The organism is Subdoligranulum sp. APC924/74 (genome assembly GCF_003324125.1).
Taxonomy (GTDB): domain Bacteria; phylum Bacillota; class Clostridia; order Oscillospirales; family Ruminococcaceae; genus Gemmiger; species Gemmiger qucibialis.
The window spans coordinates 12,951-37,830 of sequence record NZ_PSQF01000010.1 but is presented as its reverse complement, the minus strand read 5'-3'; the positions used below and the strand labels follow the sequence as shown (position 1 = coordinate 37,830).

Sequence of the window (24,880 nt, the reverse complement as noted above, 5' to 3'; positions counted from 1 at the left end):
GGATGCCTATGCCCGTATTAGACGGTAATTTTGAAGCCTTCGTCACGAACCTTGGCAAGTACAACGAGGGTATGCTGGTCGGTGAGTGGATGAAGCTGCCCACCACCGAAGAAGAGATGCAGAAGGTCTTTGAGCGCATCGGAATCGGCAAGCAGGATGAGTTCGGTCAGCCCTATGAAGAGTGGTTTATCACCGACTACGAATGCCCGATCTACGGTGTTCAGAAGATGCTTGGCGAGTACGAGAGCCTTGATAAGCTCAACTACCTTGCCGCTTTGATTGACGAGCTTTCCCTGAGCGATCAGGAAAAGCTCGTTGCCGTTATGGAGGCTGGCTGCGATGAGGTCAGCGATATTGACGATCTCATCAACCTGACGTTCAATCTGGACTGCTACGACATTATGCCCGGCATCAACGACGAATCCGACCTCGGCTATTATTACGCCCACGAAGCCGGTATCTACTCTGAAAAGGATCTCGGTCCTCTGGCAAACTACATCGACTATGAACGCTATGGGCGCGACATTGCGATGGATGAGCAGGGACGCTTCACCGACGAGGGCTATGTCCGTGTTGCAAGCGAACGCTGGGACAGGCAGTTTGACGGTGAGCTTGATGATATTCCCGACGAATACCGGATTACCGGCTCAGGGAAAGCCGCCGAGCGTGACAGCACCATTGCCGTTCTCATCGTTGAGCCGGGCAAGGAGCCTTATGTGAAGGAGATTGACCCGGATCTCAAGTCCTTGCAGCATGAGGTCGGCGGCTACATCGAGGCAATTTATCCCTACGAAGACCCGGTTGCCTTAGTCTGTAATGAGGAAGGCAAGCTGGAAGGTCTGCCACTGAACCGCGCTCTGCGTGATGAGGACGGTGACATCTACGACGTTGTTGCCGGAACATTCATGGTAGTTGGCTTGACGGATGACAGCTTCGGCTCTCTGACCGTAGAGCAGATGCAGAAGTTCTCCGACCTCTTCAAAGTTCCGGAGCAGTTTGTCAAGCTGGGCGATAAGATTGTAGCGATTCCCATGATCTCGAAGGAACAGCAGAAGCAGGAGAGCGTTGAGCAGAAGGACTTTGAGATGAATGCCGATACCTCCGGTCTGACGGTTGCCGGTCACATCGGGACGTGGCACACCATTGACCAGCACGAAATCGGCGGTCACAGCTTTTACCTTATGGAGCATGACACCTACGGCGATGAGGCGGCTTGCATCATTGTCGATGAGCGCGGTAAGCTCGTCCTTGATGATGTCTACAACGGCTTTGACAATGACACGCTCCGCCTTCTCGACCTTGAGGTCAAGGAAGTGCCGGAAATGCCCGATCCCGCGCTCTCCGTTCAGGATATGAAGGACTACGGCTACGCATGGGCTGGCGTTCTTCCCGCCGGTCAGGAGGCGGCTGAGAAGGCTTTGGAGAAGGGCTGCGAGGTTTACCGTCTATATTCCGATAATACCGAGGGCTTGTGCGTGGATGTCAAGGAGATTGCCGATCATGCGGCAAAGGGCGGAATGCTCGGTATCAGCAAGGAAAGCTGGATGGCGGCTCTTGAGAAGGAAAACTACCTCAAGGCGGCGGAGATGTCGATGGAGGATGACTACGGCATGATTGATGGGATCATCAACAACGGTCCGAAGGAGGACAAGACCCTTGATGCCAAAGCCCCCGAAAGGGTTGAAAAGTCCTCCATCATGGACAGGCTCAAGTCTGCAAAGGCTGAAAAGCAGAAGGAATGCTGCCCTCCCCAAAAGCACAAAGGAGAGATTGAGCTGTGAGCAGAAGTCATAAATGGAGACAGGAGTGGTCGTTCTTCATCGGGGACAGCGGACGCCGGAAGTATAACCGCTTCTGCGTCCGCTGCGTCCATAGCTGCAAGCAGAGTTTCCGTGCCGATCTCATCGCCTGTCCGCACTTCTCCCGCAAGGCATCGAGGTGTAGACAGTTAGGGGTCGAAAAAGCCTGTGATTGCAAGCCTCAGAGCGACGAGGAATGACCGCCCAGTGTGATTATATTCCCCGCACAGTTCCAGCAATAGAGCGAGAATAAGGGTCGATTTCGGCACTTGTTTGAATGCCCGGAAAACAAACCAAGAGCCTCTGTCGATGCCCGTTTTGGGTGTCGGCAGAGGCTCTTTTTTTATGACATATTCAAAATAGCGGACAGCAGCTCTTGAACCTGTTGCCGGTATTCCGGCTTTATATCCGAAATACGTCTGGCAAGGGCAAGGGCTTCCGCTTCTGGCTCATCGGTCCCAAAGATAATTCGGTCCGCACTGACGCCCAGCAAACGGCAAAGACGCTGCAAGGCTTCAAGAGAAATACCGGAAGCACCACGCTCAATAGCACTCAGGTGATTCGGCGTCATGCCAAGCATTTCTGAGAGCGTGTCCTGCGTATAGCCCGCCTGTTCTCTTGCCACTTGAATATTGCCGCCGATTTCAATATTGATGTCCTTCTTCTCTCGCATAGCCTCACCACCTTTGCATTTAGTGTACCTAACGGCGGTGTCATTATCCACGGTACGCCGTCGTTGATTTTACTAACGACAATGCGTTGACTGTCCGTGATGAGGGTGATAGAATGGAGTTACCTACCAAAAGAGTGAAAGAAGGGGTGTCATGTCGCGCATTATTGAGTTTAGAAAGTCTGCTCAAAAAGCTGAAAAGCAATCCGTTCAAGGCAAGACTTGTGCGTTTACCGGTCATAGACCGCAGAGTCTTCCGTTCGGCTTTGATGAATCCGATAAGCGTTGTACTTCTTTGAAATCTGTTATGCGGGATCAGATTGTAGCACTCATCGAGAACGAGGGCGTCACGCATTTTATTACCGGCATGGCTCTTGGCGTCGATATGTACGCTGCGGAAATTGTACTCGATTTGAAATCGAAATACCCTCACATTACTCTGGAAAGTGCAATCCCTTGTGAGACACAAGCGATCAAATGGTCTGTGGCTTCACGGGAACGGTATTATAATATCGCGGCAAAGTGTGACAAGGAGACCATGCTGCAACGGGAGTACACGTCGGACTGCATGGACAAGAGAAATCGGTACATGGTCGATCACGCCGATTATATTCTCGCAGTATGGAATGGATGCCCCAGCGGTACCGGGAACACCGTGAGATATGCCCACAAAAAGGGCAAATCTATCATCGTTATCAATCCGGTTTCCCTTGATGTCACGCGGGAATAAGGCAAAAATCCCACTCCTGAAACAAGCGTTGCGAAAACCGTGAAGTATTTCCCGATAGCGAATACACATTGCATTACTCAGTGATTATTGGAAACGTGTACGGCGTATGCTGCCCAGTGAACATCTCCACGGAACACATCGAATTTTCGCGGCTTCGCAAAACGGAAAGTGTCACCTTATGAACAGTCCCTTGCCGAGAGAAAAATAAATCGCTGGAAACGGGAACGCCCCCGGCACTGTGCGTCTGGCACAGTGTCGGGGGCGTTTTTCCGTGTCTTAGTTATGAGCCAGTTCATTTAGGAGCAGCTTTCGATAGCCCACATCCAAGACGCAGCGATGGAAGTCCATCAGACGGTGTTCGTCGAACAGCTTTTCACAGAGCTTGGTCAGCGGATGATTCATCAGCTTTGCAGAAATGCCAGTCTCGTTGAAAAACCTTGCCCATGTGAAGACCTCTTCTAAATCTTCCTGCCCAAGCGTGGCAGGAATGATGGCGTTGCAGAGACGGACAATGGGGCTGTCCGTAAATCGCTCTGCGACTTCCTCCGGTGTGCATTCATAGCGGTCACAGTCAAAGGAAAGCGCATCCTCAATTTTAAGATAATTTTCGATTTCATCCCGCGTCAAGGTTATGGTGTAGTCTCCCATACCGGACGGCACATCAATATTCTCCATGACATCAAGCTCGTAACGGGAGCCGCCGATGATCGCTTCAAAGGAGAAGGACTGACAGATTACTGCTGGGTTCTTGTCTATCTTGTCCTCATTCAGAAAGGACAGCGGATTGTACTCTGTTAGTTCCCAGTCGATTTTTCCTCTCTCTGTTTGTTCGGCGATCTGCTGGATCAGATGCTGTTCTTCTTCGTGCAGATTTTCATTGTACACCATGATACACCTCCATTTTCTGATTCTCGTTTTTGGGGGGCTGCTCTATGTTTCCGAAGAGACTGCCGTTTGTATCATCATTCCTTGGCTGATGGCAGCCCTTCGTAAAACTTCCTCAGTTCCTCCAAACTGCTTGTCCGATTTTTGATAGGCAGGGAGTCCCATGTAATATCATGATAGCGTTCAGGCGGCTCATCCCGCAGTCTTCGGTCGATGATGCAGACAATGCCGGTGTCTGTGAAATTACGGATCAATCGCCCGATGCCCTGCTTGAGCTTGATAATCATTTCGGGAACACGAACATCCATCAGGGCATCCTTAGCAACGGAACACTTATACTCGATAATTGGATCGGGGACAGGAAACGGAAGCCGGAAAATGATGACATTGGAAAGGCTTTTTCCTTCAATGCTGATACCTTCCCAATATGCACCCGTCCCCAGAAGCACGGAGTTCGTATCTTCCTTAAACTCATTCAGCACCTTGTCCTGCGACGATCCCGGCTGCTGCATCAAGATTTTGTACGGAAGATTTTTCTCACTGAGAATGGAGTAGACCTCTTCCATGTCGGTCTTTGCCGTAAACAGCACGAGTGCCTTTCCGTTGGAAATGCTCAGGATCTCAAGCAGTCGCTCCACACCCTTTTCAATGAAGGCTTCATGTTCTCTGGTCGGGTGCGGGAGATCGTCGCAATAGTAGATCATGGCGTGTTCATCGTATGGATATGGGGAAGGCTTTGGCTCGGATAAGCAGCCGCGGTCACCAGCGGGAAAGCCGGTATTGCTGATAAAGTAAGAATACTGTTCTTCCAGAGACCCGCTCGTGGCGTTCGTCAGCGTGGCAGAGGTCAAGATGGTTCTTTCATCACCATTGAAGTATAGGCGGCTCACAATTTCTTTTGTGTTTTTAGGGCAATAGACGAGTTCCGTGTTGCTGCCGTGCTGCTCAATCCAGATCAGCATATCGTCTATCTGGTCAAGAAGCTCTGAAAGGGACTCGCTGACGGCATCCAGATCATCAGAGGCAGCAAAGGAACGGTTGTTTCTGAAATCCATGCTGGAATAAATCTGAATGCTGGACGAAAGGTTGTGTATGGCGGCGTTCATCTCGGTAAGCAGTTCAATCGCACTGCCATTGTTGTCGAAGAAAAAGCGGTCAGCGTAGCGCATATCCTGTTCTGCCTCGTTGATCTGCTTTTGGACTTGTGCTTTCAGGCAGTTATAGAAGGCGATGATTGCGCTCTCTGCCTCTCGCTTTTCACCTGACACACTGCTCTGGTCAAAGGATCGCAGCTCATAGAATGCGTTCTTAATCATTCCAAAGAGCATACCTTGCCCGAAACGCTCCGTTGTGGCACTCCGCACCTTATCATCCAAGTTGTGTGCTTCATCCACGACAAGCAGATCAGCGGCGGCGTTAATCAGCCCTTCCTGACCGCGCCGGAGTTTCATGAGATGCTGGGTTAAAAAATCCTGATTGCACAGTACCACTCCATCCGTAAACTTTAATGCTGCGCGGACTTTGTAATACTTGCACTTCTTTTCACAGGAGCCACAATTCTTCATGCTGAACCGCTGCACGTTTACCTTGTCCCAGACTCCTTGCGGCAAAACCTCCGGGAAATCCTTGCGTTCCTCATACCCTTGCTTGATTCCTTCTTTGATCGCGTCCGGTGGGTCTGCTTTCGGGTCACACATATACTCATCTGCGCGTTTGTTGCAGAGATAATGGGTCTGTCCTTTTGCGAGGATAACATCTCTGTTCAGCCCAAGAAGGGGCATTACCGCGTGGACATCGCGCCAGAGCTGTTCTTGAAGCGCAATGGTCGAGGTTGCGATGATAACCGGCTTGTTCATGCGTTTGCTGTACAGCAGCACCGGCACAAGATAGCCAAAGGACTTTCCAATGCCCACGCCAGCTTCAATCGCAAAATGCTGATCGTTTATGAGGGCGTCCACAATCTCAAAGGACATATCCTGCTGTCCCTCACGCATTTCCAAACCATGCTGCGGGGCTTCATCCCAAAAGAAGGTGCTGACTTGCTCACTCATGGAGTACAGCTCTGCTTTTCTGCGCTTTTTCCGTTCCTCCGATGTATTGAATCCAAAATAGAATCTGTTGTCCATCCACATTCCTCCCGGAATAGAAACCTATGCTATCCGCGTTTCAGTTCAATGCTGACGTTTCCGTTCTCGTCGATGGTCAGCGTCATGTGTCTGATGTGCTTCTCATAGAACTGCCGCCGCTCTGCGGGAGACATTTCGATCCTCGTGTTTCGCAGAGCAGCGTCAAACATATCGTTGACGTTCAGGTGAACGGAGTTGTCAATCCAGCGGTACATCTCCTTGAATAGTGCGTTTTTCTTGATGTCCTCGCTGTTGCCAGAGTAGAAGTCATCCAGATAGCAGTAGAATATCCCGGATTCTGCGAGTGCCGCCTTCATATCCGGTCCGCATTTTTCCCGCTCAATCATGACAAGGAATCTGGCGTCCGGCAAGGAAGAGATAAGCCCCCAGTAGTCGGAATCGCTTGAGACGATGACGAAGGAATCCACTTGCTTCTGGTAGTGTTCCTGACAGGCTCTTGCGGTGAGCTTGATGTCTACCAGTGATTTGTTCTGCTTGATCCGCTCAATCATGATATGCTCAACGGGGATGCGGGTGTAGTTTTCAAGAATCCGCCATGCCGTAGCGGTATGTACGTCATCAAAGAGAATGATCGCCGTAATTTTCTGCATGACCTCATAATCAAGATTTTTGAGCGTGGCACACAGCTTGTACGGGTCGGAGTTTTCGCAGTCCACCACCAATACGGTCTTCTCGCTGTCATCAATGAAGTCGTAGATATTGTTTTTTACAAAAGCCCCTGCATCAGAGACTTTACTGTATTCCGTGAAGGCGTCGCAATGCCATTGATAAAGCAGGGTAGCAAACTTCTTATCATTATAGAGGACATTACCCTCGTCCATCGGTACCCAGTTGATATACATTTGATAGGGGTAGTAGGAGAGACTTGCGTAATAAATATCGGCAGCATCTTTCGTTCCGTCCTCTGTCAAGCCGTTTGGCATAATGAACAGATCTTTTATGTACGTCCAGTTAATCCAGATTGGAAAGAGGCTTTTGCAGTTGTTAATGCGGTCTGAAATCAGCCGGTTAATCTCGATAATGTGGTGGCAGAGCTTTGTACTCGACTTTTTGATAAAGCTGATTCCGTCGTTTGAAAGCTGCTGCATACTGGAAGCCGGGATGATCTCTGGCATTGAAAGCAGCCCTCGATACTCCATCCGCATGATGTCATTTATTCTCCGGTAGTTGCGCTCAATGGCGGTGCGGATGATACAGAGATTGCGAATGATACGGGCATTTTTATCCTGTTCAAGCCGGTCGTATATCTCTATCTTCGGCGGCTCGTGTTCATTTTGAAAAATACGGAGCGGGACGCCGATCAGATATGCTACCTTTGACACAAGTTCATAGGTGCTGTCTTTGTATGCAATCTGTTCTCCGGCATATTCGACGCCATTCAACATGACTGAATTGCCCATGATCTACTCCTTTCGATGGAACGCGGGTTATTGAGCGTACTTTTTGAAGTTTTCAGCTTGTTCCAGAACCTCCTTGTAGACATCATCAATGGTTACGGGGGGATAGTCAAATTCATCCAGTAGCAGTATGAGGTCAACTTGCAGATTTGCCTTAATGTCATCACGGGTAGACCAGTCGGTGTATTTAGCTTTGTCATCGACAATAATCTTAATCCGCTTTGACAATTCAATCATCTTATCGTCCGGGTACTCGAACTCATACTTCTTGGCAACCGCCTTGAGAATGTCATAAAAGGCTTTTTCCTCGTAGTCAATTCCCATGCCCTTGAAGGAGTCTTTTTCCTTTTTGAGTTCTTCAAGGAGCTTCGCAAGCTGCTCCGCCACATCGTCAAGAACTTCATTAGCAAAAGCCTCATCACGACGGCGATTGTTGTACTCATCAACAACCCGCTTGAGGCGGTCTGAGAACTCCATGCCCATAATGCGGTTGACCTTTTTATACTCATCAATCGCTTGAGAAAGAAGCCTCTGCAACACCTTTATCTTTGTGTTTGGAAGTTGGATTGCATTGATCTTATCCAGATACTCGTCACTGAAAATATCAACAGAGATGTGCTTTCCCGTCTCAAACAGTTCCTCTATACCATCAGATTGAATTGCACCTTCAAGAAGTTCACGGACACGGGTATTCATTTGTGAAATGTCAGGGGCATCACCCTTTGTGAGTTTGAAAAGAATAGAGCGCACAGCACAGTAGAAGTGCAGATAGTCCTTTTCTTTATCAGAGATAGCCTCACTTGAACTGCATAGGTTGAACGCTTGTTTCATGCGTTTGACTGCCGCCATAAAGCGAGTTTCCAAATCTTCCGTGAGCTGTACATACTCAACAGCCCGATTGAGGCAAGCAAGCTGCTCTTTCGGTGAGCCGTTGAAGTAATCCGTGCTATTGAAGTTGTGGAACATCTGAGCCAAGACATCGAGCTGGTCTTTAACAATCGTGATAGACTGCTCGACGCCTTCAAACTCATCGCTCTCAAAGTTGGTGTATTTCTTGAGGGCGAGATTCATGTTTTTCTTAATGCCGATGTAGTCCACGATCAAGCCCTTGTCCTTGCCGGTATAGACGCGGTTGACGCGGGAAATCGTCTGGATAAGGCTGTGCTGCTGGATGGGCTTGTCGATGTAGATTGTGTCGAGTGCCGGTACGTCGAAGCCGGTAAGCCACATATCAACAACGATGGCAATTTTGAAGTTTGATTTAACGTTCTTAAACTGACGGTCAAACTCCTTGCGATCCTCTTTCGTTCCCAGCATTTCATATAGCTCAGGCTCATCATCTTTATTTCGCGTCATGATGAGCTTGATCTTCTCGATGGGTTTGAGTTCCTTTTTCTCTTTTTCCGTCAGTTGAACCCCGTCAGGGCAAACCTTTTTCTCTGCCCATTCCGGTCTCATTCCAACTATAATCTGATAAAAAGCGTATGCAATCTTGCGATTAGAGCAGACAAACATTGCTTTTCCTGCAACGGTAGCTCCTTCGGCAACGCGGGTCTCATAGTGGTTAATGAAGTCCTCCGCAACTGCGTGAAGTCGGTCAGGATCACCGATGATCGCATCAATATGAGCAACCGCCTTCTGGCTTTCCTCAATCTGATGCTCATTTGCGCCTTCAACAGCACAGCGATCATAATAATCTTCAATTTCCCGAACCTTTGCCTGATCAAGCGTGACCCGTGCAGCGCGTCCGTCGTAGACAAGGTTGACTGTGATACCGTCTTTGACCGCCTCTGTCATTGTGTAGGCATCGACAACCGGACCGAAGACTTCAATCGTGCCATCTACGGGCGTGCCGGTGAAACCGACATAGGTAGCATTGGGGAGAGAATCGTGTAGGTACTTTGCGAATCCATAGCTTCGCTCTACACCTTCGGCAGTGACCTTGACTTTCTGATCGAGGTTTATCTGACTACGGTGTGCTTCATCGGATATGCAGATCACATTCGCTCTATCCGTCAGAAGCTCCAAGTCCTCGGTGAACTTTTGGATGGTGGTCATGTACACCCCGCCGCTTGTCCTGCCTTGAAGTTCCTGACGCAGCTTTTCGCGGGAATCAATGCTCACAACGGTTTCGTCACCAATGTACTTCTTAGATGCTACAAACTGCTTTGAGAGCTGGTCATCCAAATCCGTTCGGTCGGTAATAATCAGGATTGTAGGGCTATGGAAGAAGGTACTCTTCATAAGCATTCTTGTGAGGAAGAGCATAGTATAGCTTTTTCCGCAGCCTGTCGCGCCGAAGTATGTGCCGCCCTTGCCGTCTCCCTCCGGTCTGAGATGTGCCTTGATATTCTCAAACAGCTTGACCGCAGCAAAATACTGAGGATAGCGGCAGACGATTTTGAGGTCTTTGTCCGAGCTATCAGGGAAATAGACAAAATCCTTGATGACTGCCAAAAGCCGTTCTTTGCGGAACAGTCCGCTCACCATAGTTACAAGGGAATTGATGCCGTCCAATTCCTTATCGTCAGCTTCAATCTTTCTCCACGCATAGAAGAAGTCATACGGGGAGAAGAAGGAACCGTATTTATTATTTGCACCATCGCTTATGACGATGAAGGCGTTATACTTGAAGAGTTCAGGAATATCACGGCGATAACGCACGGTAAGCTGAGTATAGGCGTCCATGATCGTTGTGTTTTCTTTGACTGCGCTCTTAAACTCAAGAACAACAACAGGAATGCCATTGATGAATACAATCCCGTCCGGTATGCGTAGTTGGTTGTTGATGCCTTCAATTTCAAATTGGTTGACGATCTTGAACACGTTTTTCTCTGGCTCATCAAAGTCAATCAACTCAATGTAAAGGTCTTTCTTTGTGTGATCTTCGCGGTTGAAGATGAAGCCGTCACAAACCATTTTGCAAACTGCTTTGTTTGCTTCGTAGATCGTGCCGGAAATAGACCTCAGACGAAGGATAATGCTATCAACTTCGCTTGGGGTAAGTCCCTCTGAGGCATACCTGTTCAGGAGGTACTTCCGCAGATCATCGATAAGCAGAACCTCAGAGCGTTCACGGTGGATCTGCTCACCATTCAAATAGATATAACCTTCATCCTGAAACAACTCCATGATGGACATTTCAAGAGAATGCTCGTTGAAGTTTGCCATTTTTATCACCCCTCCTAAATTACTTTGTGATCTCTGATTTTAAGCGTTGAAGATCGCTCTGGGTAAAGAGCAACCGCGCATTATGTTTTTTGTCCTTATTATAATCATCAAACAAGATGAACTTGCGATTGCCAGCATTCAGTAAAAATACATTATTGTGAGCAATGGCATTACGGATATGGCGCAGACAGGCTTCGCAATCTGTTTCATCCTTCGATTTTCTCTTGTAGACAAACCCTTTCTTTCGACGAGATACAACTGCGTTTCCATCAAGACCGGCTTTTATCATATACGCTCCAAACGTGCAGTTTGGTGCGATAACGAGCCAAGATTCTTTCGGATAGGAAGTAATAAAGCTCATCCAGTTCTGATCAAGTCTTGCCGCCTCCATTGAAATTGCCGTTGCACTTTCGATTGTGGGGGCAGAATGAAGGAAGAAGCTGAATAGTTTGACCAGCTTGACATCCTCAATTTCAAAAGGCAATACAGGGTGTTGCAAAATATCTGAAATTGTCATCGTATTGCCCTCCTGTAAATGATAATTTAGCGGCTTGATAGTTGTGACAAAAGTAGCTGCTGCATGACATTCAGCCGCATAATTTCCTCTGTGTTCCGGATGACAGATTCGTATAGCCCACGCGCCTTAATCTCAAAATCTTGTACTTCTTTTGTGGGCGGAACCGGAATCGAGAAAGACTCCATTTCCTGCTTGTTAATTGCCTCTCTGGTCGAACCAGACTGGGCGATTCCCATGAGTTTGGCTTTGTTTTCGGCAGAGCAAAGCGTTGTCATAACGTAATAGCTCATTGGCATAGCCGTATTGGGACGCAATATCATGACGTGCTGATTTACACGAGCAGGAAGAACATCCGCCGGAACGATGCAGCATCGTGTAACCGATACGCCAGTTATATTGAAAAGGACATCATTTTCCTCGACAACCACATTTGAGAGTTGGTCTGCTTGTTCATCAGAAATATGAGCAAGGTCATCATAGGAAAAGGCGTAATCAAAGACATTTGTGCTTCGGATAAGTGAAACACCTGACTCTTGATATGCTGTTTTTCCGCCTTTCGGTGTTGCACCACTTCCAATTTTAGAGCAAAGTTGTTTCAGTGGGGCAGTCGGATATATTCTGCCACCCTCAATAAACATCCTGCGGTAGATTACAGTAACGGTCGCAACCAAATTATCATTTATCCTCCGCTTGATTGCAATACGATCAGCGACAATTTGGTAGGCACGAACAACCTGATGCTGCTTTTCCAAACTCGGAACAGGAAGTCTCATCTTTGCAAATTCTTCCCACGGCATACTCCCTCTAACTCCGCCGACCGCAATAAACGCAGCTTCTCTATCAAATTCAGGTCGCATGAACCACATTTCCAAGTATTCCGGAAGAATTACGCTGGTATCTCTAACTCTGAATATCGGGTAGGCTGGTGACATTATAGCCTGATCGTAGTCCTTCAACCGGGCGATTGGGATTTTTGAATCTCTACTCACCTGCATTAGGCTCACGGCAAAATCGTCTCTACGGATTATTTTGTATTTGGTTAAATCCGTCCCGTTGATATTTGCAACAGAGTTGATGAAACACTTGTCAATACTCACTCCAATGAGCGTTGAGATTTTTCCATCGCTATTTCGTTCGTCTATTCTTTCAACAAGTTCATCTATTGATTTGTACATACCATTCCTCACCCTATGTATTTTCTGTGTGCCAGCTTGACGTTTTGCTGTTTGACCATAGCATAGTGCATGGTCGTGTCGATTTTCTGATGCCCTAAGAGCTGCTGGACTTGCTCTATGGGCATCCCTTTATCTATGGCAGACGTTGCCAGTGTTCTTCGGAACTTATGTGGATGGACACGAGGCAGATTCAGCCTTTTCCCCAGTTCTCGAAGCCGTCTTTCTACGCCGCCAATCTGCAAACGGTCATGCGGTGCGGTTAGCGAGACAAACAACGCTGAACAGGTGTCTGTGCGGCTTTCCAGATAGTTTTGGAGATGGATTTTTGTTCTGGCATCGAAATAAACGATCCGTTCCTTACTTCTTTTTCCGAAAACAACGCATTCCCGTTCATTGAAGTTGATGTCATCGCGGTTAAGGGCAACCATCTCACCAACACGCATTCCAGAGGACGCAAGAAGGTCTATCATCGCAAGATCGCGGACATTGCAGCAGTTGTCCCGCATGATTTCTAATGCCTCGTCGGTATAGGTTTCCTTGATCACTTTTGCCGTTTTTACCTTGTGGATCCGGCGTACCGGGCTTTTTACGATGTAATCCTCATCTTCAAGCCACGAAAAGTAGCTGGATAGGATGCGGCGAATATTATCTATCGTGACCTTGCTTGACTTCCGGCTCGTCTGATACTCTGTTAGATACTTCCGCAAGTCCTCCGTTACGATCTCTTGTGGCTCTTTTTCAATGCCGGACAACATTGACACAATGGTCTGACGGTAATAGCTCAAGGTTTTTTCTGAGCAGCCTTCAATGCGTTTTGCGTTGATGAAACAGGCAACCGTATCGACCTTTGCGCTTTCTACCATGCCCGCGCTGTGACTTAGCTCTACGCCACTCAGCACCCCTTCAAGGACGCTTTGAAGCTGTTTTAATTGTGCGTTGTTCAGAAACGGAAGCATCTGACGCTGCACTTCTTGAATCAGTTGTTCTTTCATTGTCGTGTCTCCTTTGAATATTCTCAGAGAACGACTTTTCAGTGGCAGTTCTTAGGGTAAAACTCTCGCCACTGGTGAGAGTGTTTCAATTTCTAATAGCCCATGTCCTTTAATATCTTATCAATTTCGGCAAACTCTGCCGGACTACTTGGTGTCCAGTCAGAGGAATTGCAATATCTACAATACATCGCCTTTTTATCTCTCAGGCGGTGGCAGTATGGACATTGAACAGAATCGTCTTCAAAGTCGGTTTTCCGCGTTCTGTGAGTACACACTGAGCAGTAAATTGTGTCTCCCTCATCCCAGAGGGTAGCAGGATTATCATTCCCGCAGTTGGTACATTTCATTGTGGTCATTCCTCCTGTAAATGATAATTTAGATTCCACCATGCAAGCAATTTACAAAAACTACTTTGTTGACTTTACTCCATTCAAGTCTGAGCCTACCTGTGCTACAAAGCTCGGTGAAATTCCTGCAAGTTGGAGCGTCTGCAAATTCTGTGATCTATGCGATCTGCTAAACGGGAGAGCGTATAGTCAGGAAGAACTTCTCGACTCAGGTAAATACAGGGTTTTACGAGTAGGTAACTTTTTCACAAAAAATAGCTGGTACTACTCTGACATGGAGCTTGAGGACAACAAGTATTGCTATCCCGATGATCTGTTATTCTGCTGGTCGGCTTCGTTCGGCTTGTATATCTGGAATGACGTAAAAACGATTTATCACTACCATATTTGGAAAATTGATTTTTCCAAAACAGCCCCATATTACCGTGAATACATCTTTCTCTACTTAAAGCAGGAGCTTAATAAGTTAAGTAAAGAAGGTCACGGGAGTGTCATGGCTCATCTGACGAAAAGCGGCGTTGAAAACCTTGATATAGTCTCTCCACCAGAAGAAATTATCAAGCAATTTCACAATTCAATCATCCCGTTTATTGAGCATAAGAAACTTGTTGAAAAAGAGGTACAGCAGCTAACGGAACTTCGTGAGTCAATTCTGTCGAAGATGGTAAGTTAAGCCACTAAATTATCATTTTCCACTCTCTTCAAAGCAATGCGGTCGGTAATTGCACGGTAGGACCTAACGATCTCACATTGTCTCGCATAGGAGGGAACAGGGAGCTTTATACGGCAAAGATCGTCCCATGAAATTCCGCCTCGAACACTGCCGTCCGTCATGAACCAGCACTCACGGTCAAACTCCGGTCTACGAAACCACATCATCAAATACTCTTCATTTAAGACATCGCGGTCAATAATCTCAAACATGAAATACGCCGGAGAAACTATTGCGGGGCTGTCTTTCTCATAGAGCGCAATCGGAAGACGTTCATCGCGCCCAACGTGCATTGGGTTACAGGCAAACAATCCCTTGCTGATTAGCTTATACCGGCTCAAATCTGTGCCAATTACATTTGCGACGGAAGGCATAAACTCTTTGTCGATGCTTATGCCAAGAACAGTGCTGGTGACTTCCTCGGAGTTTCGATAATCAACAAGCCGAATGTGTTTACCAAGAGGTTCATAATTCGATTTCATAGCCCAGCTCCTTAAACACGGTCAACAGGTCTGCCTTTGACTTTTCTTCTGCAATGAGCAGATCACGCAGTTCACTTTGCAGCGTCTTCATTTTCGTATCAAAGTCGATGTTCTCATCGCGGTTTACAAACTCAATGTAACGGCTCGGAACAAGGGTAAAGCCCTTTTCAACAACCTCATCGAAAGATGCGCTGTAACAAAATTCAGGCACATTCTGATAAGTTTCTTCATAGCCTTCCTGCTGCCATGCGTGATAGACGCTCGTGACTTTTGCACGGTCTTCTTCTGTCAGTTCAATATACTTCTTTTCATAAGGGCTTCCCATTTGCCGCAAGTCCATGAAAAGGATCTCGCGCTCACGGTTACGGAAGCGTTTTACTTCACCGTTTTCTTCAACCACACGAGCCTTTTTATTCTTGTTCAGAATCCAAAGCGTAACGCTGATGTCCGTGGTGTAGAAGAGGTTTCGGGGAAGGATGATGATTGCTTCGACGAGATTGTTCTCGATGAGCTGACGGCGGATTTTCAGCTCTGTGCCATCGTCAGACAGTGCGCCGTTTGCAAGCAGGAAACCGGCAACACCGTTTTGAGAGAGCTTTGAAACAATATTCAGAATCCAGCCATAGTTTGCATTACTCGTGGGCGGAACTTCATAGCCGTCCCAGCGCGGATCATCAATCAGCTCATTATCCCCACGCCATTCTTTCTGATTGAAAGGCGGGTTTGCCATAATGTAATCTGCCTTGAGGTCCTTGTGCTGGTCATTGGTGAATGTGTTCGCTGCCATTTCTCCGAGGTTTGCAGAGATGCCGCGAATAGCCAGATTCATTTTGCACAGCTTGTACGTCGTGTTTGTATATTCCTGACCATAGATAGAGACCTTCTTCTTGTTGCCGTGATGTGCCTCCACGAACTTCATTGACTGCACGAACATACCGCCAGAACCGCAGCAAGGGTCGTAGAGAATGCCATCATACGGTTCAATCATTTCTGCAATTAAATTGACAATGCACTTCGGCGTATAGAACTCGCCCTTGCCTTTGCCTTCCGCAAGTGCAAACTTGCTCAGGAAGTATTCGTAGACCCGCCCGATAATGTCATTCTCTTTATCGCCGGTGTTGATCTTATCAATCTCGTCCAGCAGTGATGCCAGCTTCGCTGTGTCGATGTGAAGACGTGAGTAGTAGTTGTCCGGTAGTGCGCCTTTCAGTGCGGGATTCGCTTTCTCAATCGTATAGAGGGCGGTGTCGATTTTCAGCGCAATGTCATCCTGTTTCGCATTCTCCATGATGAAAGACCAACGGCTGATCTCAGGCAGGAAGAATACATTGTCCTTCGTATAGAAGGCAACATTGTCAACAAACTTCTCACCGTATTTTTCAGAAATAGCTTTCCTTTGTGCCTCAAACTTATCGCTGGCAAACTTCAAGAAGAAGAGACTGAGAACGACGTGTTTATATTCTGCTGGCTCGACAGAACCACGGAGTTTATCTGCGGACTTCCACAGAGCTTCCTCCATAGAAATCTCCTTCTTCGGTGCCGATGCGGCTCGTGCCATATCAAAATCCTCCCTGTGTATTTATCTAACCTATTTTACAAAAAGAGCTGTACGAAAAACCGGACTCAGTTCTTGTCCGTTCGCACAGCCTCACATATATCTCCGATGTCACAGTTCAAGTAATCACAAATGCGCAGCAAAATAGAGAGGGACACTTCTTCCCCCTTATTCAGTTTTGTCCATGTTCCGGCAGACAACCCTACCTCATGTCGTAGAGAAGCCTTCTTTATGTCGCGTTCCAGAAGAAGCATCCATAGTTTCTTATAGCTTATGCGCACGGCAACCACCCTTTCGCTTGCTTGCATTCAACATCGCTTATAATATTATACTGGATTTCATTCTCAAAAGCAATTCGTTGATTCAGAAATTAAAGAAAAAGTTTCAATTTCTCGAACCTTCTCTCAAGGATGCAGGGCATCTCCGGTCAACAGGAGATGCCCTGCTTTTGAAAGGACTATTCGCGCTGTGTGCTGCGCCGATGATCACGGTCATGGTCAGCAGAAGGAGAGAGGAACGTATCAACATTAGACTTGATCGTCTCTATTTGCTTTACTTCTTTTTTGAGCCTGTTCCGCTCAGCATATAGCCGTTCCTGTTCTTCAAAGAGTTGCGCTTGCTCCGCTTGCAGCGTCTTCAAGCTCGGCAGTTTTTCATCTCCCTGCATGGCAAGTAATGTGCTTCTCGCTGCCTCAAAGATCACAAGCTCGGCTTCGTGCTTTGCTTTGAAACCCGGCTTATCTTTTGCCTTCTGGAATGCGTCATATACGGGCTTGAGCCGCTGGTAGTTGGAGATGTTTTTGATGAGCGGCTGGACTTCCCGCAGTCGTGCTTCAACACCTTTCAGTTCCTTGCCGGTGCGGTCATAGGAGCTGTGAACGTCCTCGACCTTCCTTTCAAGATCGGCGTATTGGAGCAAGTTGTTTTCCGTGAGATAGTTAAGCGTACGCGCCGCTTCCTTGAGGATCGTGAGCTTGGCTTTATACTCATAGCCCTTGCTGTCGATAAGTCTGATCCTCTCCTGAATATCTCCGATGAGAGAGATGCCCTTCGGTGCGGTCTGCTTCCGGCTTCTTCGGGGCGTCCGTCCGGCAATCCGCTCCTTGATGCGTTCCTCGGTGTAGTTCTCTCCGATGGTTTTAGACCGGGTAAACCGCTCCTGACCTTCAGCGCGGAAGGAGATGTATTTGCCGGTCTTGATTTCATAACCGGCTTCCTGCATGAGCCGCAGAAAGTCATCGTAGTCCTTCGCTGTGATGACAAGCCGGTCAATGGTCTGCTTGAGCTTTTGCTTCCAGCTCGTACCGCGTTTGGCTTCGGTGTATTCCTTATAGCCCATGCCCTTGTTCTGAGAGGGAGGGATAACAGAGAGACCGTTTTCCATACAGAGCCGGTCGCTGACCTCACGCATATCATAGTAAATCCGCTTGTAGCTCTTGTATGCGTGGTAGTCCACAAAGTCAACCGCATTGAAAATCAGATGGTTATGAACATGGTCTTTGTCAATGTGAGTGGTCAGCACATACTCGTATTTTCCACCGAGGATTTCATCCGCAAATTGCTTGCCGATCTCGTGGGCAAGTTCCGGTGTGACCTCTCCGATTTCAAAGGACTGGATCACATGACGGGCTATGATCCTGACCGGATTCATCCCTTTTTGCTCGGCTATTTTTCGCGTCCATTCAAATTCCCGCGCTGCGGTCTCGCTGGCACAGCCGTAGGACGAGACCAGCAGCTTCTCATCGGTCTTTTCGGGATTCAAAATGTACGCGATTGCCTTGCTCAAAGTTCCTCGGATTGCTTTGATTTTAGTAACTGCCATACAGCATCCATCTTTTCTTTCAGCTCGTCAATATCGTCCTGATAGAATCGTCCCGTCGAGTTGATCCTGCGGCAGACGGTATTGATGTTCACACCGATCTTGTTGATTTCGGCGGCGAGCTTTTTCTGCTCCGTGTAGTCCACAACGATGATGTAGCCGTCGATCAGCATCTTCCTTGCATACGCACTGAAGTTCTCCGTGCCGATCATCTCCATCTTCTTTGCAATCGTCCGTTCTTCCTGCGGTGTCAGCCAAATCTTCTTCTGAATGTCTCGTGTTCTTCGTACCATGCTGCGCCCTCCGTCGTAAAGATTAGAAGGGTTTGGGGCTATCCCAACAAGCAAAAATCTGATGTTAAGGGCAGGGTCCCCTTAACTGATTTTTCTCCGGTGGGTACTCACCGGATTTGCTTGCTAATCTCCCAAAATCGTATTCCCCGAAGATTCCTCCGTGAAATGTCCCTTCACTTTACAACGGACACAATAAGAGCGTTTGTTGAGTACCGGATTTCAAAAAAGTCAAAAAATCATTGGATTTCCCATGTGAAAGCCACGGTGTCCGACCCGTCAATATCGTCCGGCTCGATCTCTGGCGCAGAGCATTTACTCATCGCCATAAGAGGCTGAATGCAGTCTTCGACCTCATAGCTTGTTCTGGAATACACATTGAGTTCGCCCCAGTTGTAGTCGATATTGAGTAGCTGCCCAAGCGTACTGCCTGATGCTTTGCAAAGAATCTCCGCCTTCGCTCTGGCATTCTCCGTCGCGCTGATCAGCAGCTTTTCGCTGACCGCTGATGGGTTTCTTACAGTGAATGCAATACTGAGTTCCGGCTTTGCACCGCAATCCGCAATCGCAGAAATGACCTTTGCAAGCTGTTTGCTGTCAAAGTCAAATGCAAGTTTCAAGCGATAGCTGCAAGCATATCCGACAAACTCTCGCTTGTAATTTCCTTGCCGATCCTTGACGTTCTCGTATCTTGTCTGGACATCAAAGCTCGTGGTTTTCAAGTCTTCTTTGCGATACCCAACGCAGACTGCGGCACCTTGCAGTCTTTCGATTCTCTCGGCAGCTTCCGACATTGCACGGTCATAGGTTTTAGATAAGGTTTCAATGTTCAAGGAGAGGATGATGTAATCCGGTCTTGCGGAGACATTTCCTGTCCCTTTTACGGTGATCGTTCTCATTGCTTTCTCCCGTCCTTTCTGGAATTGAAGTCCTCATCAATACGCTTTTTCCAATTCGTACCCAGTGGTACGCTGCATCGGACAGCAGAAACCGCTTCGCTCAGAACTTCATAGTTGAGCTGCGTTCCCTCATGGTCAGAGTGGTAGTTGACCGCTCGGTCTGCACCAATTCCGAAATGCCTTGCCGTCTCAACCGCGTCGATGTTTGCACCGAGGAACAAAAACTCCCAGCCATACTTTTCCTTCTGACGCTCAATCATTTTCTTGACCTTCTCGCTGTCATAACGGCGGCTTGCATTCTCCATGCCATCCGTTGTGATGACGAACAGTGTGTGTTCAGGGACATCCTCTTTTCTTGCGTACTTATGGACATTCCCAATGTGATGAATCGCTCCGCCGATAGCATCCAGAAGCGCGGTGCAGCCGCGAACGGAATAGTCCCTGTCGGTCATCGGCTCCACCTTCTGAACCGGCACACGGTCATGGATAACCTCGCTCACGTTGTCAAAGAGAACGGTAGAGATCAATGCCTCGCCATTCTCTTTTTTCTGCTTTTCAATCATGGAGTTGAATCCTCCGATGGTGTCTGTTTCCAGTCCGCTCATAGAGCCGCTGCGATCAAGGATGAATACGATCTCCGTCAAGTTCTTTCTCATGTTTTGTACCTCCGTATATAAAAATATGACTGCTTGGTGTCTCACCTTACAGTCATATTGTACTTCGGTATTCACTTCATTTGGTCGCATGGCAAGCGACATTATTCTAAGGACAAGAACAGCTCTCCGTCAATGCTTAGGATGTCATCCATCGGAATCTTCGTGCCGTCCTGCATGGTAATCAGGCGCTCAAAGTCATCAACCTTTATGACTGCGCCGGTTGCAGTTACATACTCACCGCCAGCTTTGCGCTCATCAGGTTTGAAGTAGGTTATTTCAACCTCCGGCTCTTCATCAAGGGCATCCATGAGAAGCTGATACCTCATGTTCAAAGCGGTCAAGGCTCCCTCATCAAGCTCAATCCTTTCGTCGGTCAGACGTCCGGTTTCCTTGATTGCAGAATCATAGCCGGTGAGGGCGGCAAAGGGCGCAAACTGCGCTGCACGATCTGACATCGGCATTTGTGATCGCGTTTTGGAGACGTGGTGAGGAAGCCCCATGATCTCGTTGTATTTTCTGTTCACGCCTTATGCCCTCCAATCTGCGCATTGCGGTCTTTCGCGGTTGCACCTTCTTCAAGATTCATTGCCTTGAGGATGGCGTTCTTTCCATACTTCTTTTTGATTGCAAGCGTGGCGGCTTGTATTTTCCGCTCACGCTCCAAGGCGGCATTCTCAGCTTTCTGTTTTTTCTCTTCGGCGGCATAGTCGGTAAAGAGATCGAGCTGGACAGCACCGTCATTTTTCTTCGGCGCGTCCGCTTCCGGCAGGACATGATTTGCTACAACATACATACGGCGGACAAACAGATTCTTGTCCACGATCCGGTCGAAGAGTTCTGACACAGCGCACATTATTTTGCGGGTAGATGATGTGTGACCGTCGAGGTTGATAGAGCCGTGCGCCTGTTTGGGAATCTCCCGCCCGTAGGGGTCTTTCTCCACTGCACCGTGATACTTTGCCCGTCGTGCCGGATCGGTAAGGTTCTCAATGTCATAGCCGACGGTGAGAACCATCTGGTCGGTGACAAGTCCCTTGTCCACCAAGTCCAGCACAAGCAAGTCCGTCATTTCCCGGACAACCAGCTTCGCCTTCTGCGGCTCGTAGGGACAGTGCAATACCTGACCGGAGCTGATGCTGTTGGAGCTGGGACGGTATGCCTTGATTGCCTCAATGGTCGTAGGCTCCCAGCCCCACGCATGGTCGATGAGCAATTCCGCGTTCTTGCCGAACAGCTTATAAAGCAAGTCCTCATTCCGCTCCGAGCAAAGGGCAACATCGCCCATTGTGAACATCCCATTCTGCTCAAGTTTCTTCGCAATACCTCGACCCACGCGCCAGAAATCCGTGAGAGGCTGGTGCGCCCAAAGCTCACGCCGGAACTTCATTTCATCCAGTTCGGCTATTCGGACGCCGTTCTTGTCGGCTGGGATGTGCTTCGCTACAATGTCCATTGCCACTTTGCAGAGAAAGAGGTTCGTCCCGATCCCAGCGGTTGCCGTGATGCCGGTTGTCTCAAGCACATCGAGGATAATCTTCATGGCGAGATCATGTGCCGAGAGCTTGTAGGTATTCAGATAGTCCGTCACGTCCATGAACACCTCGTCGATGGAGTAGACCACGATGTCCTCCGGGGCAATATATTTGAGATAAACCTGATAGATGCGGGTGCTATACTCCATGTAGTACGCCATCCGAGGCGGCGCGATGATGAAGTCAATCGCCAGATACGGGTTTGCTTGCAGCTCAGAGTAGAAGTGTGATGTGCCGTCCAATCTGTGTCCCGGCGCGTCGTGCTGCCGTCCGGCATTCGCTTCCTTCACGCGCTGTTTGACTTCAAATAGCCGCCCGCGTCCGGAGATACCGTAGCTCTTGAGGGAGGGCGTGACGGCAAGGCAGATGGTCTTATCGGTACGGCTTTCATCCGCAACAACAAGGTTTGTGTCCAGAGGATCTAAGCCGCGCTCCCGGCACTCCACGGAGGCGTAGAAGGATTTCAGGTCGATTGCGATGTAAGTGTGTTGTTTCACCTTCTTTGCCTCCGCTTTCTTCTTAGATCAGCCCTAATGACATTTCATTGGAGCTTTTAATGTTGAATACGATACGCCATTCAATATCACCCTCCACCGGCTCAAAGTGTAGAGAGGAACAAACTGCATGAAGTTTTTCTTTTGAGCTGTCTCCACACACGATTGCGATTGGACCGTCCGCTCCGCCGATAATGCCGATACAAGCAATATCGTTTCGTGCCTCTGGTGCATAGCGGTCAGAGCATGGCGCAATTTCCAAAGGCTTGTCCCCCTCAGCGCAATCACAGATCGTAACATCGCTGTCAGGTTCAGGAGAAAGTGTATAGCTCATAGCAGTAAAATGCGTAGGATAAAACCAGCGGTCAGAACCGTAACGCTTTTCGGAAATTGTCTGCTGCTCTAATTCCTGTACAGTCAATGTGTATTTTTTTCCACTGACCGGATGGAGGAAAGAAAACGAATCACCGGGAGCGTGTGCCTTGAAATGTGGTCCCGGGACACGACACGACTGCTGCTCCATTGTAAGGGAGAGGGCTTTTATTTCAGGACGGCGTTTGCTTGTCCACGGAAAAGCTGCCCGAAAAATCATCCATCCATAGGATGTATCCAAATCATAGTGTTCCAATGCCCACTTTGCTTCCGCTTCATTGATCACCCCGTCTGGCAAACATGGATTAAAGACCACGGAACAGCCGTGGGAGGTCAGCATTGTTTTCCCGTTCAATTCCAAACGAGGAATAAAGTCAAGGCAAAGTGGATTGTCTAAATCTATCTGCATTTGCTGCTCCTGCGTGAAGTATTCGCAGGAGTCGTTTTCGGGGTGTAAATCCCATTTAGTTATGAACTTGCGAATGTCTTCTTCCGGGGTACGCATACAAAAGTCCATGACGAGTCCCTTGCTGCAAGAATACGCCGCAGGAATAACCCAATGATGCCTCGCCCAGTCAAATTGCTTATTCAACCGGATTTCCGTTCCGGCATGGTCTTTTCCCGAATGTCCCCAGAAGTTTCCATCAAAGTAGACCTTCCACTCAGGCATGGTCGGTTCTGCTTCTGGGTTCATATCAACATCATAATAGTCCTCGGTGTACTTGATCTTACTATAATCAAAAGATGCTTGCAGCTTTTTGATGTATACCCACGGCTGTTCCATAGGCGTCAATTTCATTTTCTCAGCAAGCTCTGATAGCGTTCTTTGCTGATCCTGCGTTGGAGGGTTGTCCTGCAAAAAGGCTTCAAACTGGGCTTTATCCCACATCCACGCCTGTTCCAGCGCTGCCGAATCACTGCAAGCAAGGAGCAACCTCAGAAAGTCTTCAAAATCGTTTGCCAGCGGATGAACAAAATCCGGAGCCGCGTTCATGGGACTGACGGAAAATACCATACCGCCAAAGTCTCGAACAAAGCAGAAGTGGATGCCGTCCACACCCGCCCAGCCAAAAATAGATGCACCTTTTGGCGTGCAAAAGTATGGGTTGTTATCTTCACGACGCTCCACCCCTACGGGCGAAAGGTCAACACCACTTCGCAAAAATTTCTGAAACACTTTATCCATAGACCTTATGCTCCTATTAAACTTTGGTCGAAGGCAAACAGAGCCTCGTTGATCTCAAAGACATTATAGTTCCCATGCTCCACGAAATACTCCACGATGATGTCAAACTTGTTGGAGTGGGAGAGCGCAAAGCCAGCCTTCATGAGCATATCCTTCATTTCAACAAGCGGCAGCTCAAGGGCAATGGCAAACGCAATGACCGTGGGCTTGGAAGGCTTATAAGACTTGTCCGAGCGGATCTTCGAGAAGAGCTTCCGGTCAATATTCGCCTTCTTATAGCACTGCGCGTCCGTCATGCCGCGCTCATCAATCTTTCGCAGAAGCATCTCGGAAAAACTCTCGTCGATCTGTCCCAGCGCGTCATCAAGGGTTGCCGCCTTTTTGGGGGCAGCCGCCGCAGAGACGGGAGGCATGAGCTGTTCGATTGCCTCTTCACAAACGGATGCCTCGCAAGGCATGGGTTCTTCCATCCGGAAGGCGTTCATCCTGCGCAGACGCTCGGAACGATTATCAGTATGCTCATCCACATAGCGGTCATCTATGTACGCTGCAATATCGGCAAACAGCTTGCCGCTGATCTGATAGGCTTTGCGGTCAAAAATGACGATGTACACCGTCATTTCATTTTCGAGAAGGAAACTGCTAATGGTGTCAATCGCCACTTTGAGAGCCTGATCCTTCGGATAGCCGAAAATGCCGGAGGAAATCAGAGGGAACGCAGCCGATTCGCAGCCGTATTCCTTCGCCAGCATGAGCGATGTCCGATAACAGGATGTCAGTAGTTCGCGCTCACCATGCCGTCCGTCATACCAGCGCGGACCGACAGCATGAATGACATATTTGCAGGGCAGCTTGTAGCCCTTCGTGATTTTTGCGCTCCCGGTTTTGCAGCCGTGGAGCGTTTCACATTCCGTCAGCAGCTCCGGTCCTGCAGCACGATGAATGCAGCCGTCCACACCGCCGCCACCCAGCAGCGACTCGTTGGCAGCGTTGACGATGGCGTCCACCTTCATTTTCGTGATGTCATTTCTGACGATTTGAAGCGGCATGATT

22 protein-coding genes are annotated in these 24,880 nt (G+C 48.4%); 3 read left to right on the top strand and 19 right to left on the bottom strand.

Annotated elements, in window-relative coordinates; translation table 11 throughout:
• Positions 1–8 precede the first annotated feature (8 nt).
• On the top strand, positions 9–1,781 hold the full coding sequence (locus tag C4885_RS04855) for an antirestriction protein ArdA (RefSeq protein WP_242979489.1): 1,773 nt from the start codon (positions 9–11) through the stop codon (positions 1,779–1,781).
• A 361-nt stretch (positions 1,782–2,142) separates the two neighbouring features.
• Here the strand turns inward: C4885_RS04855 and C4885_RS04845 are convergent, their stop codons facing one another.
• A complete protein-coding gene (locus C4885_RS04845; RefSeq protein WP_006573527.1) occupies positions 2,143–2,472 on the bottom strand; it encodes a helix-turn-helix domain-containing protein in 330 nt (109 codons plus the stop codon).
• Between the two features lie 151 nt (positions 2,473–2,623).
• On the opposite strand from C4885_RS04845, the gene C4885_RS04840 reads away from it, so the two are divergent.
• Positions 2,624–3,199, top strand: a complete 576-nt coding sequence (locus tag C4885_RS04840) for an SLOG family protein (protein WP_008982971.1) — start codon at positions 2,624–2,626, stop codon at positions 3,197–3,199.
• A gap of 276 nt (positions 3,200–3,475) precedes the next feature.
• Here C4885_RS04840 and C4885_RS04835 read toward each other — a convergent pair whose 3' ends face one another.
• The 7 genes from C4885_RS04835 to xerA form a co-directional block, all read right to left on the bottom strand.
• A complete protein-coding gene (locus tag C4885_RS04835; protein WP_113999266.1) occupies positions 3,476–4,087 on the bottom strand; it encodes a hypothetical protein in 612 nt (203 codons plus the stop codon).
• Between the two features lie 74 nt (positions 4,088–4,161).
• Positions 4,162–6,210: an ATP-dependent DNA helicase gene (locus C4885_RS04830; protein ID WP_113999265.1), complete on the bottom strand. Its 2,049-nt coding sequence runs from the start codon at positions 6,208–6,210 to the stop codon at positions 4,162–4,164.
• Positions 6,211–6,239: 29 nt separating this feature from the next.
• Complete coding sequence (locus C4885_RS04825; RefSeq protein ID WP_113999264.1) at positions 6,240–7,631, bottom strand: NYN domain-containing protein; 1,392 nt, start codon at positions 7,629–7,631, stop codon at positions 6,240–6,242.
• Positions 7,632–7,658: 27 nt separating this feature from the next.
• The gene (locus tag C4885_RS04820; RefSeq protein WP_113999263.1) at positions 7,659–10,799 is read right to left on the bottom strand and encodes a type I restriction endonuclease subunit R; all 3,141 of its coding nucleotides are present in this window, start codon (positions 10,797–10,799) and stop codon (positions 7,659–7,661) included.
• A gap of 19 nt (positions 10,800–10,818) precedes the next feature.
• On the bottom strand, positions 10,819–11,316 hold the full coding sequence (locus C4885_RS04815; RefSeq protein WP_113999262.1) for a hypothetical protein: 498 nt from the start codon (positions 11,314–11,316) through the stop codon (positions 10,819–10,821).
• 26 nt (positions 11,317–11,342) lie between these two features.
• Positions 11,343–12,491, bottom strand: a complete 1,149-nt coding sequence (locus C4885_RS16420; RefSeq protein WP_158538811.1) for a restriction endonuclease subunit S — start codon at positions 12,489–12,491, stop codon at positions 11,343–11,345.
• Between the two features lie 8 nt (positions 12,492–12,499).
• Positions 12,500–13,483, bottom strand: coding sequence for a site-specific tyrosine recombinase/integron integrase (gene xerA / locus C4885_RS04805; RefSeq protein WP_113999261.1), 984 nt, complete (start codon positions 13,481–13,483; stop codon positions 12,500–12,502).
• 333 nt (positions 13,484–13,816) lie between these two features.
• On the opposite strand from xerA, the gene C4885_RS04800 reads away from it, so the two are divergent.
• A complete protein-coding gene (locus C4885_RS04800) occupies positions 13,817–14,503 on the top strand; it encodes a restriction endonuclease subunit S (RefSeq protein ID WP_199488077.1) in 687 nt (228 codons plus the stop codon).
• Here C4885_RS04800 and C4885_RS04795 read toward each other — a convergent pair.
• From C4885_RS04795 to C4885_RS04745, 11 genes are all read right to left on the bottom strand, one after another.
• Positions 14,500–15,024, bottom strand: coding sequence for a restriction endonuclease subunit S (locus C4885_RS04795; protein WP_113999260.1), 525 nt, complete (start codon positions 15,022–15,024; stop codon positions 14,500–14,502). The two genes, C4885_RS04800 and C4885_RS04795, sit on opposite strands and share 4 nt — an antisense overlap.
• Positions 15,008–16,582 carry a class I SAM-dependent DNA methyltransferase gene (locus tag C4885_RS04790; RefSeq protein WP_113999259.1) on the bottom strand — a complete coding sequence of 525 codons (1,575 nt, stop codon included), beginning with the start codon at positions 16,580–16,582 and terminating at the stop codon, positions 15,008–15,010. Before C4885_RS04790 ends, C4885_RS04795 begins: the two co-directional genes overlap by 17 nt.
• Positions 16,583–16,647: 65 nt before the next feature.
• Complete coding sequence (locus C4885_RS04785; RefSeq protein ID WP_113999258.1) at positions 16,648–16,887, bottom strand: helix-turn-helix transcriptional regulator; 240 nt, start codon at positions 16,885–16,887, stop codon at positions 16,648–16,650.
• A 149-nt stretch (positions 16,888–17,036) separates the two neighbouring features.
• Positions 17,037–18,401, bottom strand: a complete 1,365-nt coding sequence (locus tag C4885_RS04780; RefSeq protein WP_199488076.1) for a relaxase/mobilization nuclease domain-containing protein — start codon at positions 18,399–18,401, stop codon at positions 17,037–17,039.
• Complete coding sequence (gene mobC / locus C4885_RS04775; protein ID WP_113999256.1) at positions 18,362–18,691, bottom strand: plasmid mobilization relaxosome protein MobC; 330 nt, start codon at positions 18,689–18,691, stop codon at positions 18,362–18,364. The genes C4885_RS04780 and mobC overlap by 40 nt, the downstream gene beginning before the upstream one ends.
• A 236-nt stretch (positions 18,692–18,927) precedes the next feature.
• The gene (locus C4885_RS04770; protein WP_113999255.1) at positions 18,928–19,587 is read right to left on the bottom strand and encodes an SIMPL domain-containing protein; all 660 of its coding nucleotides are present in this window, start codon (positions 19,585–19,587) and stop codon (positions 18,928–18,930) included.
• Positions 19,584–20,345, bottom strand: coding sequence for a VWA domain-containing protein (locus tag C4885_RS04765; protein ID WP_199488075.1), 762 nt, complete (start codon positions 20,343–20,345; stop codon positions 19,584–19,586). The genes C4885_RS04770 and C4885_RS04765 overlap by 4 nt, the downstream gene beginning before the upstream one ends.
• Positions 20,345–20,767, bottom strand: coding sequence for a hypothetical protein (locus C4885_RS04760; RefSeq protein ID WP_113999254.1), 423 nt, complete (start codon positions 20,765–20,767; stop codon positions 20,345–20,347). The genes C4885_RS04765 and C4885_RS04760 overlap by 1 nt, the downstream gene beginning before the upstream one ends.
• Positions 20,764–22,272 carry a DNA methylase gene (locus C4885_RS04755; protein ID WP_113999253.1) on the bottom strand — a complete coding sequence of 503 codons (1,509 nt, stop codon included), beginning with the start codon at positions 22,270–22,272 and terminating at the stop codon, positions 20,764–20,766. Before C4885_RS04755 ends, C4885_RS04760 begins: the two co-directional genes overlap by 4 nt.
• A gap of 22 nt (positions 22,273–22,294) precedes the next feature.
• Positions 22,295–23,827: a hypothetical protein gene (locus C4885_RS04750; RefSeq protein ID WP_113999252.1), complete on the bottom strand. Its 1,533-nt coding sequence runs from the start codon at positions 23,825–23,827 to the stop codon at positions 22,295–22,297.
• 5 nt (positions 23,828–23,832) lie between these two features.
• On the bottom strand, positions 23,833–24,876 hold the full coding sequence (locus tag C4885_RS04745) for an O-acetyl-ADP-ribose deacetylase (RefSeq protein ID WP_006573506.1): 1,044 nt from the start codon (positions 24,874–24,876) through the stop codon (positions 23,833–23,835).
• Between the last annotated feature and the right edge of the window lie 4 nt (positions 24,877–24,880).

Excerpts from the sequence above, each read along its gene's own strand:
- mobC (WP_113999256.1), bottom strand. The coding sequence starts at position 18,691 with ATGGTACGAAGAACACGAGACATTCAGAAGAAGATTTGGCTGACACCG.
- C4885_RS04825 (WP_113999264.1), bottom strand. The coding sequence starts at position 7,631 with ATGGGCAATTCAGTCATGTTGAATGGCGTCGAATATGCCGGAGAACAG.
- C4885_RS04855 (WP_242979489.1), top strand. The coding sequence starts at position 9 with ATGCCCGTATTAGACGGTAATTTTGAAGCCTTCGTCACGAACCTTGGC.
- C4885_RS04830 (WP_113999265.1), bottom strand. The coding sequence starts at position 6,210 with ATGGACAACAGATTCTATTTTGGATTCAATACATCGGAGGAACGGAAA.
- C4885_RS04765 (WP_199488075.1), bottom strand. The coding sequence starts at position 20,345 with ATGTCGCTTGCCATGCGACCAAATGAAGTGAATACCGAAGTACAATAT.
- C4885_RS04815 (WP_113999262.1), bottom strand. The coding sequence starts at position 11,316 with ATGACAATTTCAGATATTTTGCAACACCCTGTATTGCCTTTTGAAATT.
- C4885_RS04745 (WP_006573506.1), bottom strand. The coding sequence starts at position 24,876 with ATGCCGCTTCAAATCGTCAGAAATGACATCACGAAAATGAAGGTGGAC.
- C4885_RS04790 (WP_113999259.1), bottom strand. The coding sequence starts at position 16,582 with ATGGCACGAGCCGCATCGGCACCGAAGAAGGAGATTTCTATGGAGGAA.
- C4885_RS04835 (WP_113999266.1), bottom strand. The coding sequence starts at position 4,087 with ATGGTGTACAATGAAAATCTGCACGAAGAAGAACAGCATCTGATCCAG.
- C4885_RS04780 (WP_199488076.1), bottom strand. The coding sequence starts at position 18,401 with ATGGCAGTTACTAAAATCAAAGCAATCCGAGGAACTTTGAGCAAGGCA.
- C4885_RS04820 (WP_113999263.1), bottom strand. The coding sequence starts at position 10,799 with ATGGCAAACTTCAACGAGCATTCTCTTGAAATGTCCATCATGGAGTTG.
- xerA (WP_113999261.1), bottom strand. The coding sequence starts at position 13,483 with ATGAAAGAACAACTGATTCAAGAAGTGCAGCGTCAGATGCTTCCGTTT.
- C4885_RS04845 (WP_006573527.1), bottom strand. The coding sequence starts at position 2,472 with ATGCGAGAGAAGAAGGACATCAATATTGAAATCGGCGGCAATATTCAA.
- C4885_RS04785 (WP_113999258.1), bottom strand. The coding sequence starts at position 16,887 with ATGCAAGCAAGCGAAAGGGTGGTTGCCGTGCGCATAAGCTATAAGAAA.
- C4885_RS04770 (WP_113999255.1), bottom strand. The coding sequence starts at position 19,587 with ATGAGAACGATCACCGTAAAAGGGACAGGAAATGTCTCCGCAAGACCG.
- C4885_RS16420 (WP_158538811.1), bottom strand. The coding sequence starts at position 12,491 with ATGTACAAATCAATAGATGAACTTGTTGAAAGAATAGACGAACGAAAT.
- C4885_RS04750 (WP_113999252.1), bottom strand. The coding sequence starts at position 23,827 with ATGGATAAAGTGTTTCAGAAATTTTTGCGAAGTGGTGTTGACCTTTCG.
- C4885_RS04840 (WP_008982971.1), top strand. The coding sequence starts at position 2,624 with ATGTCGCGCATTATTGAGTTTAGAAAGTCTGCTCAAAAAGCTGAAAAG.
- C4885_RS04795 (WP_113999260.1), bottom strand. The coding sequence starts at position 15,024 with ATGAAATCGAATTATGAACCTCTTGGTAAACACATTCGGCTTGTTGAT.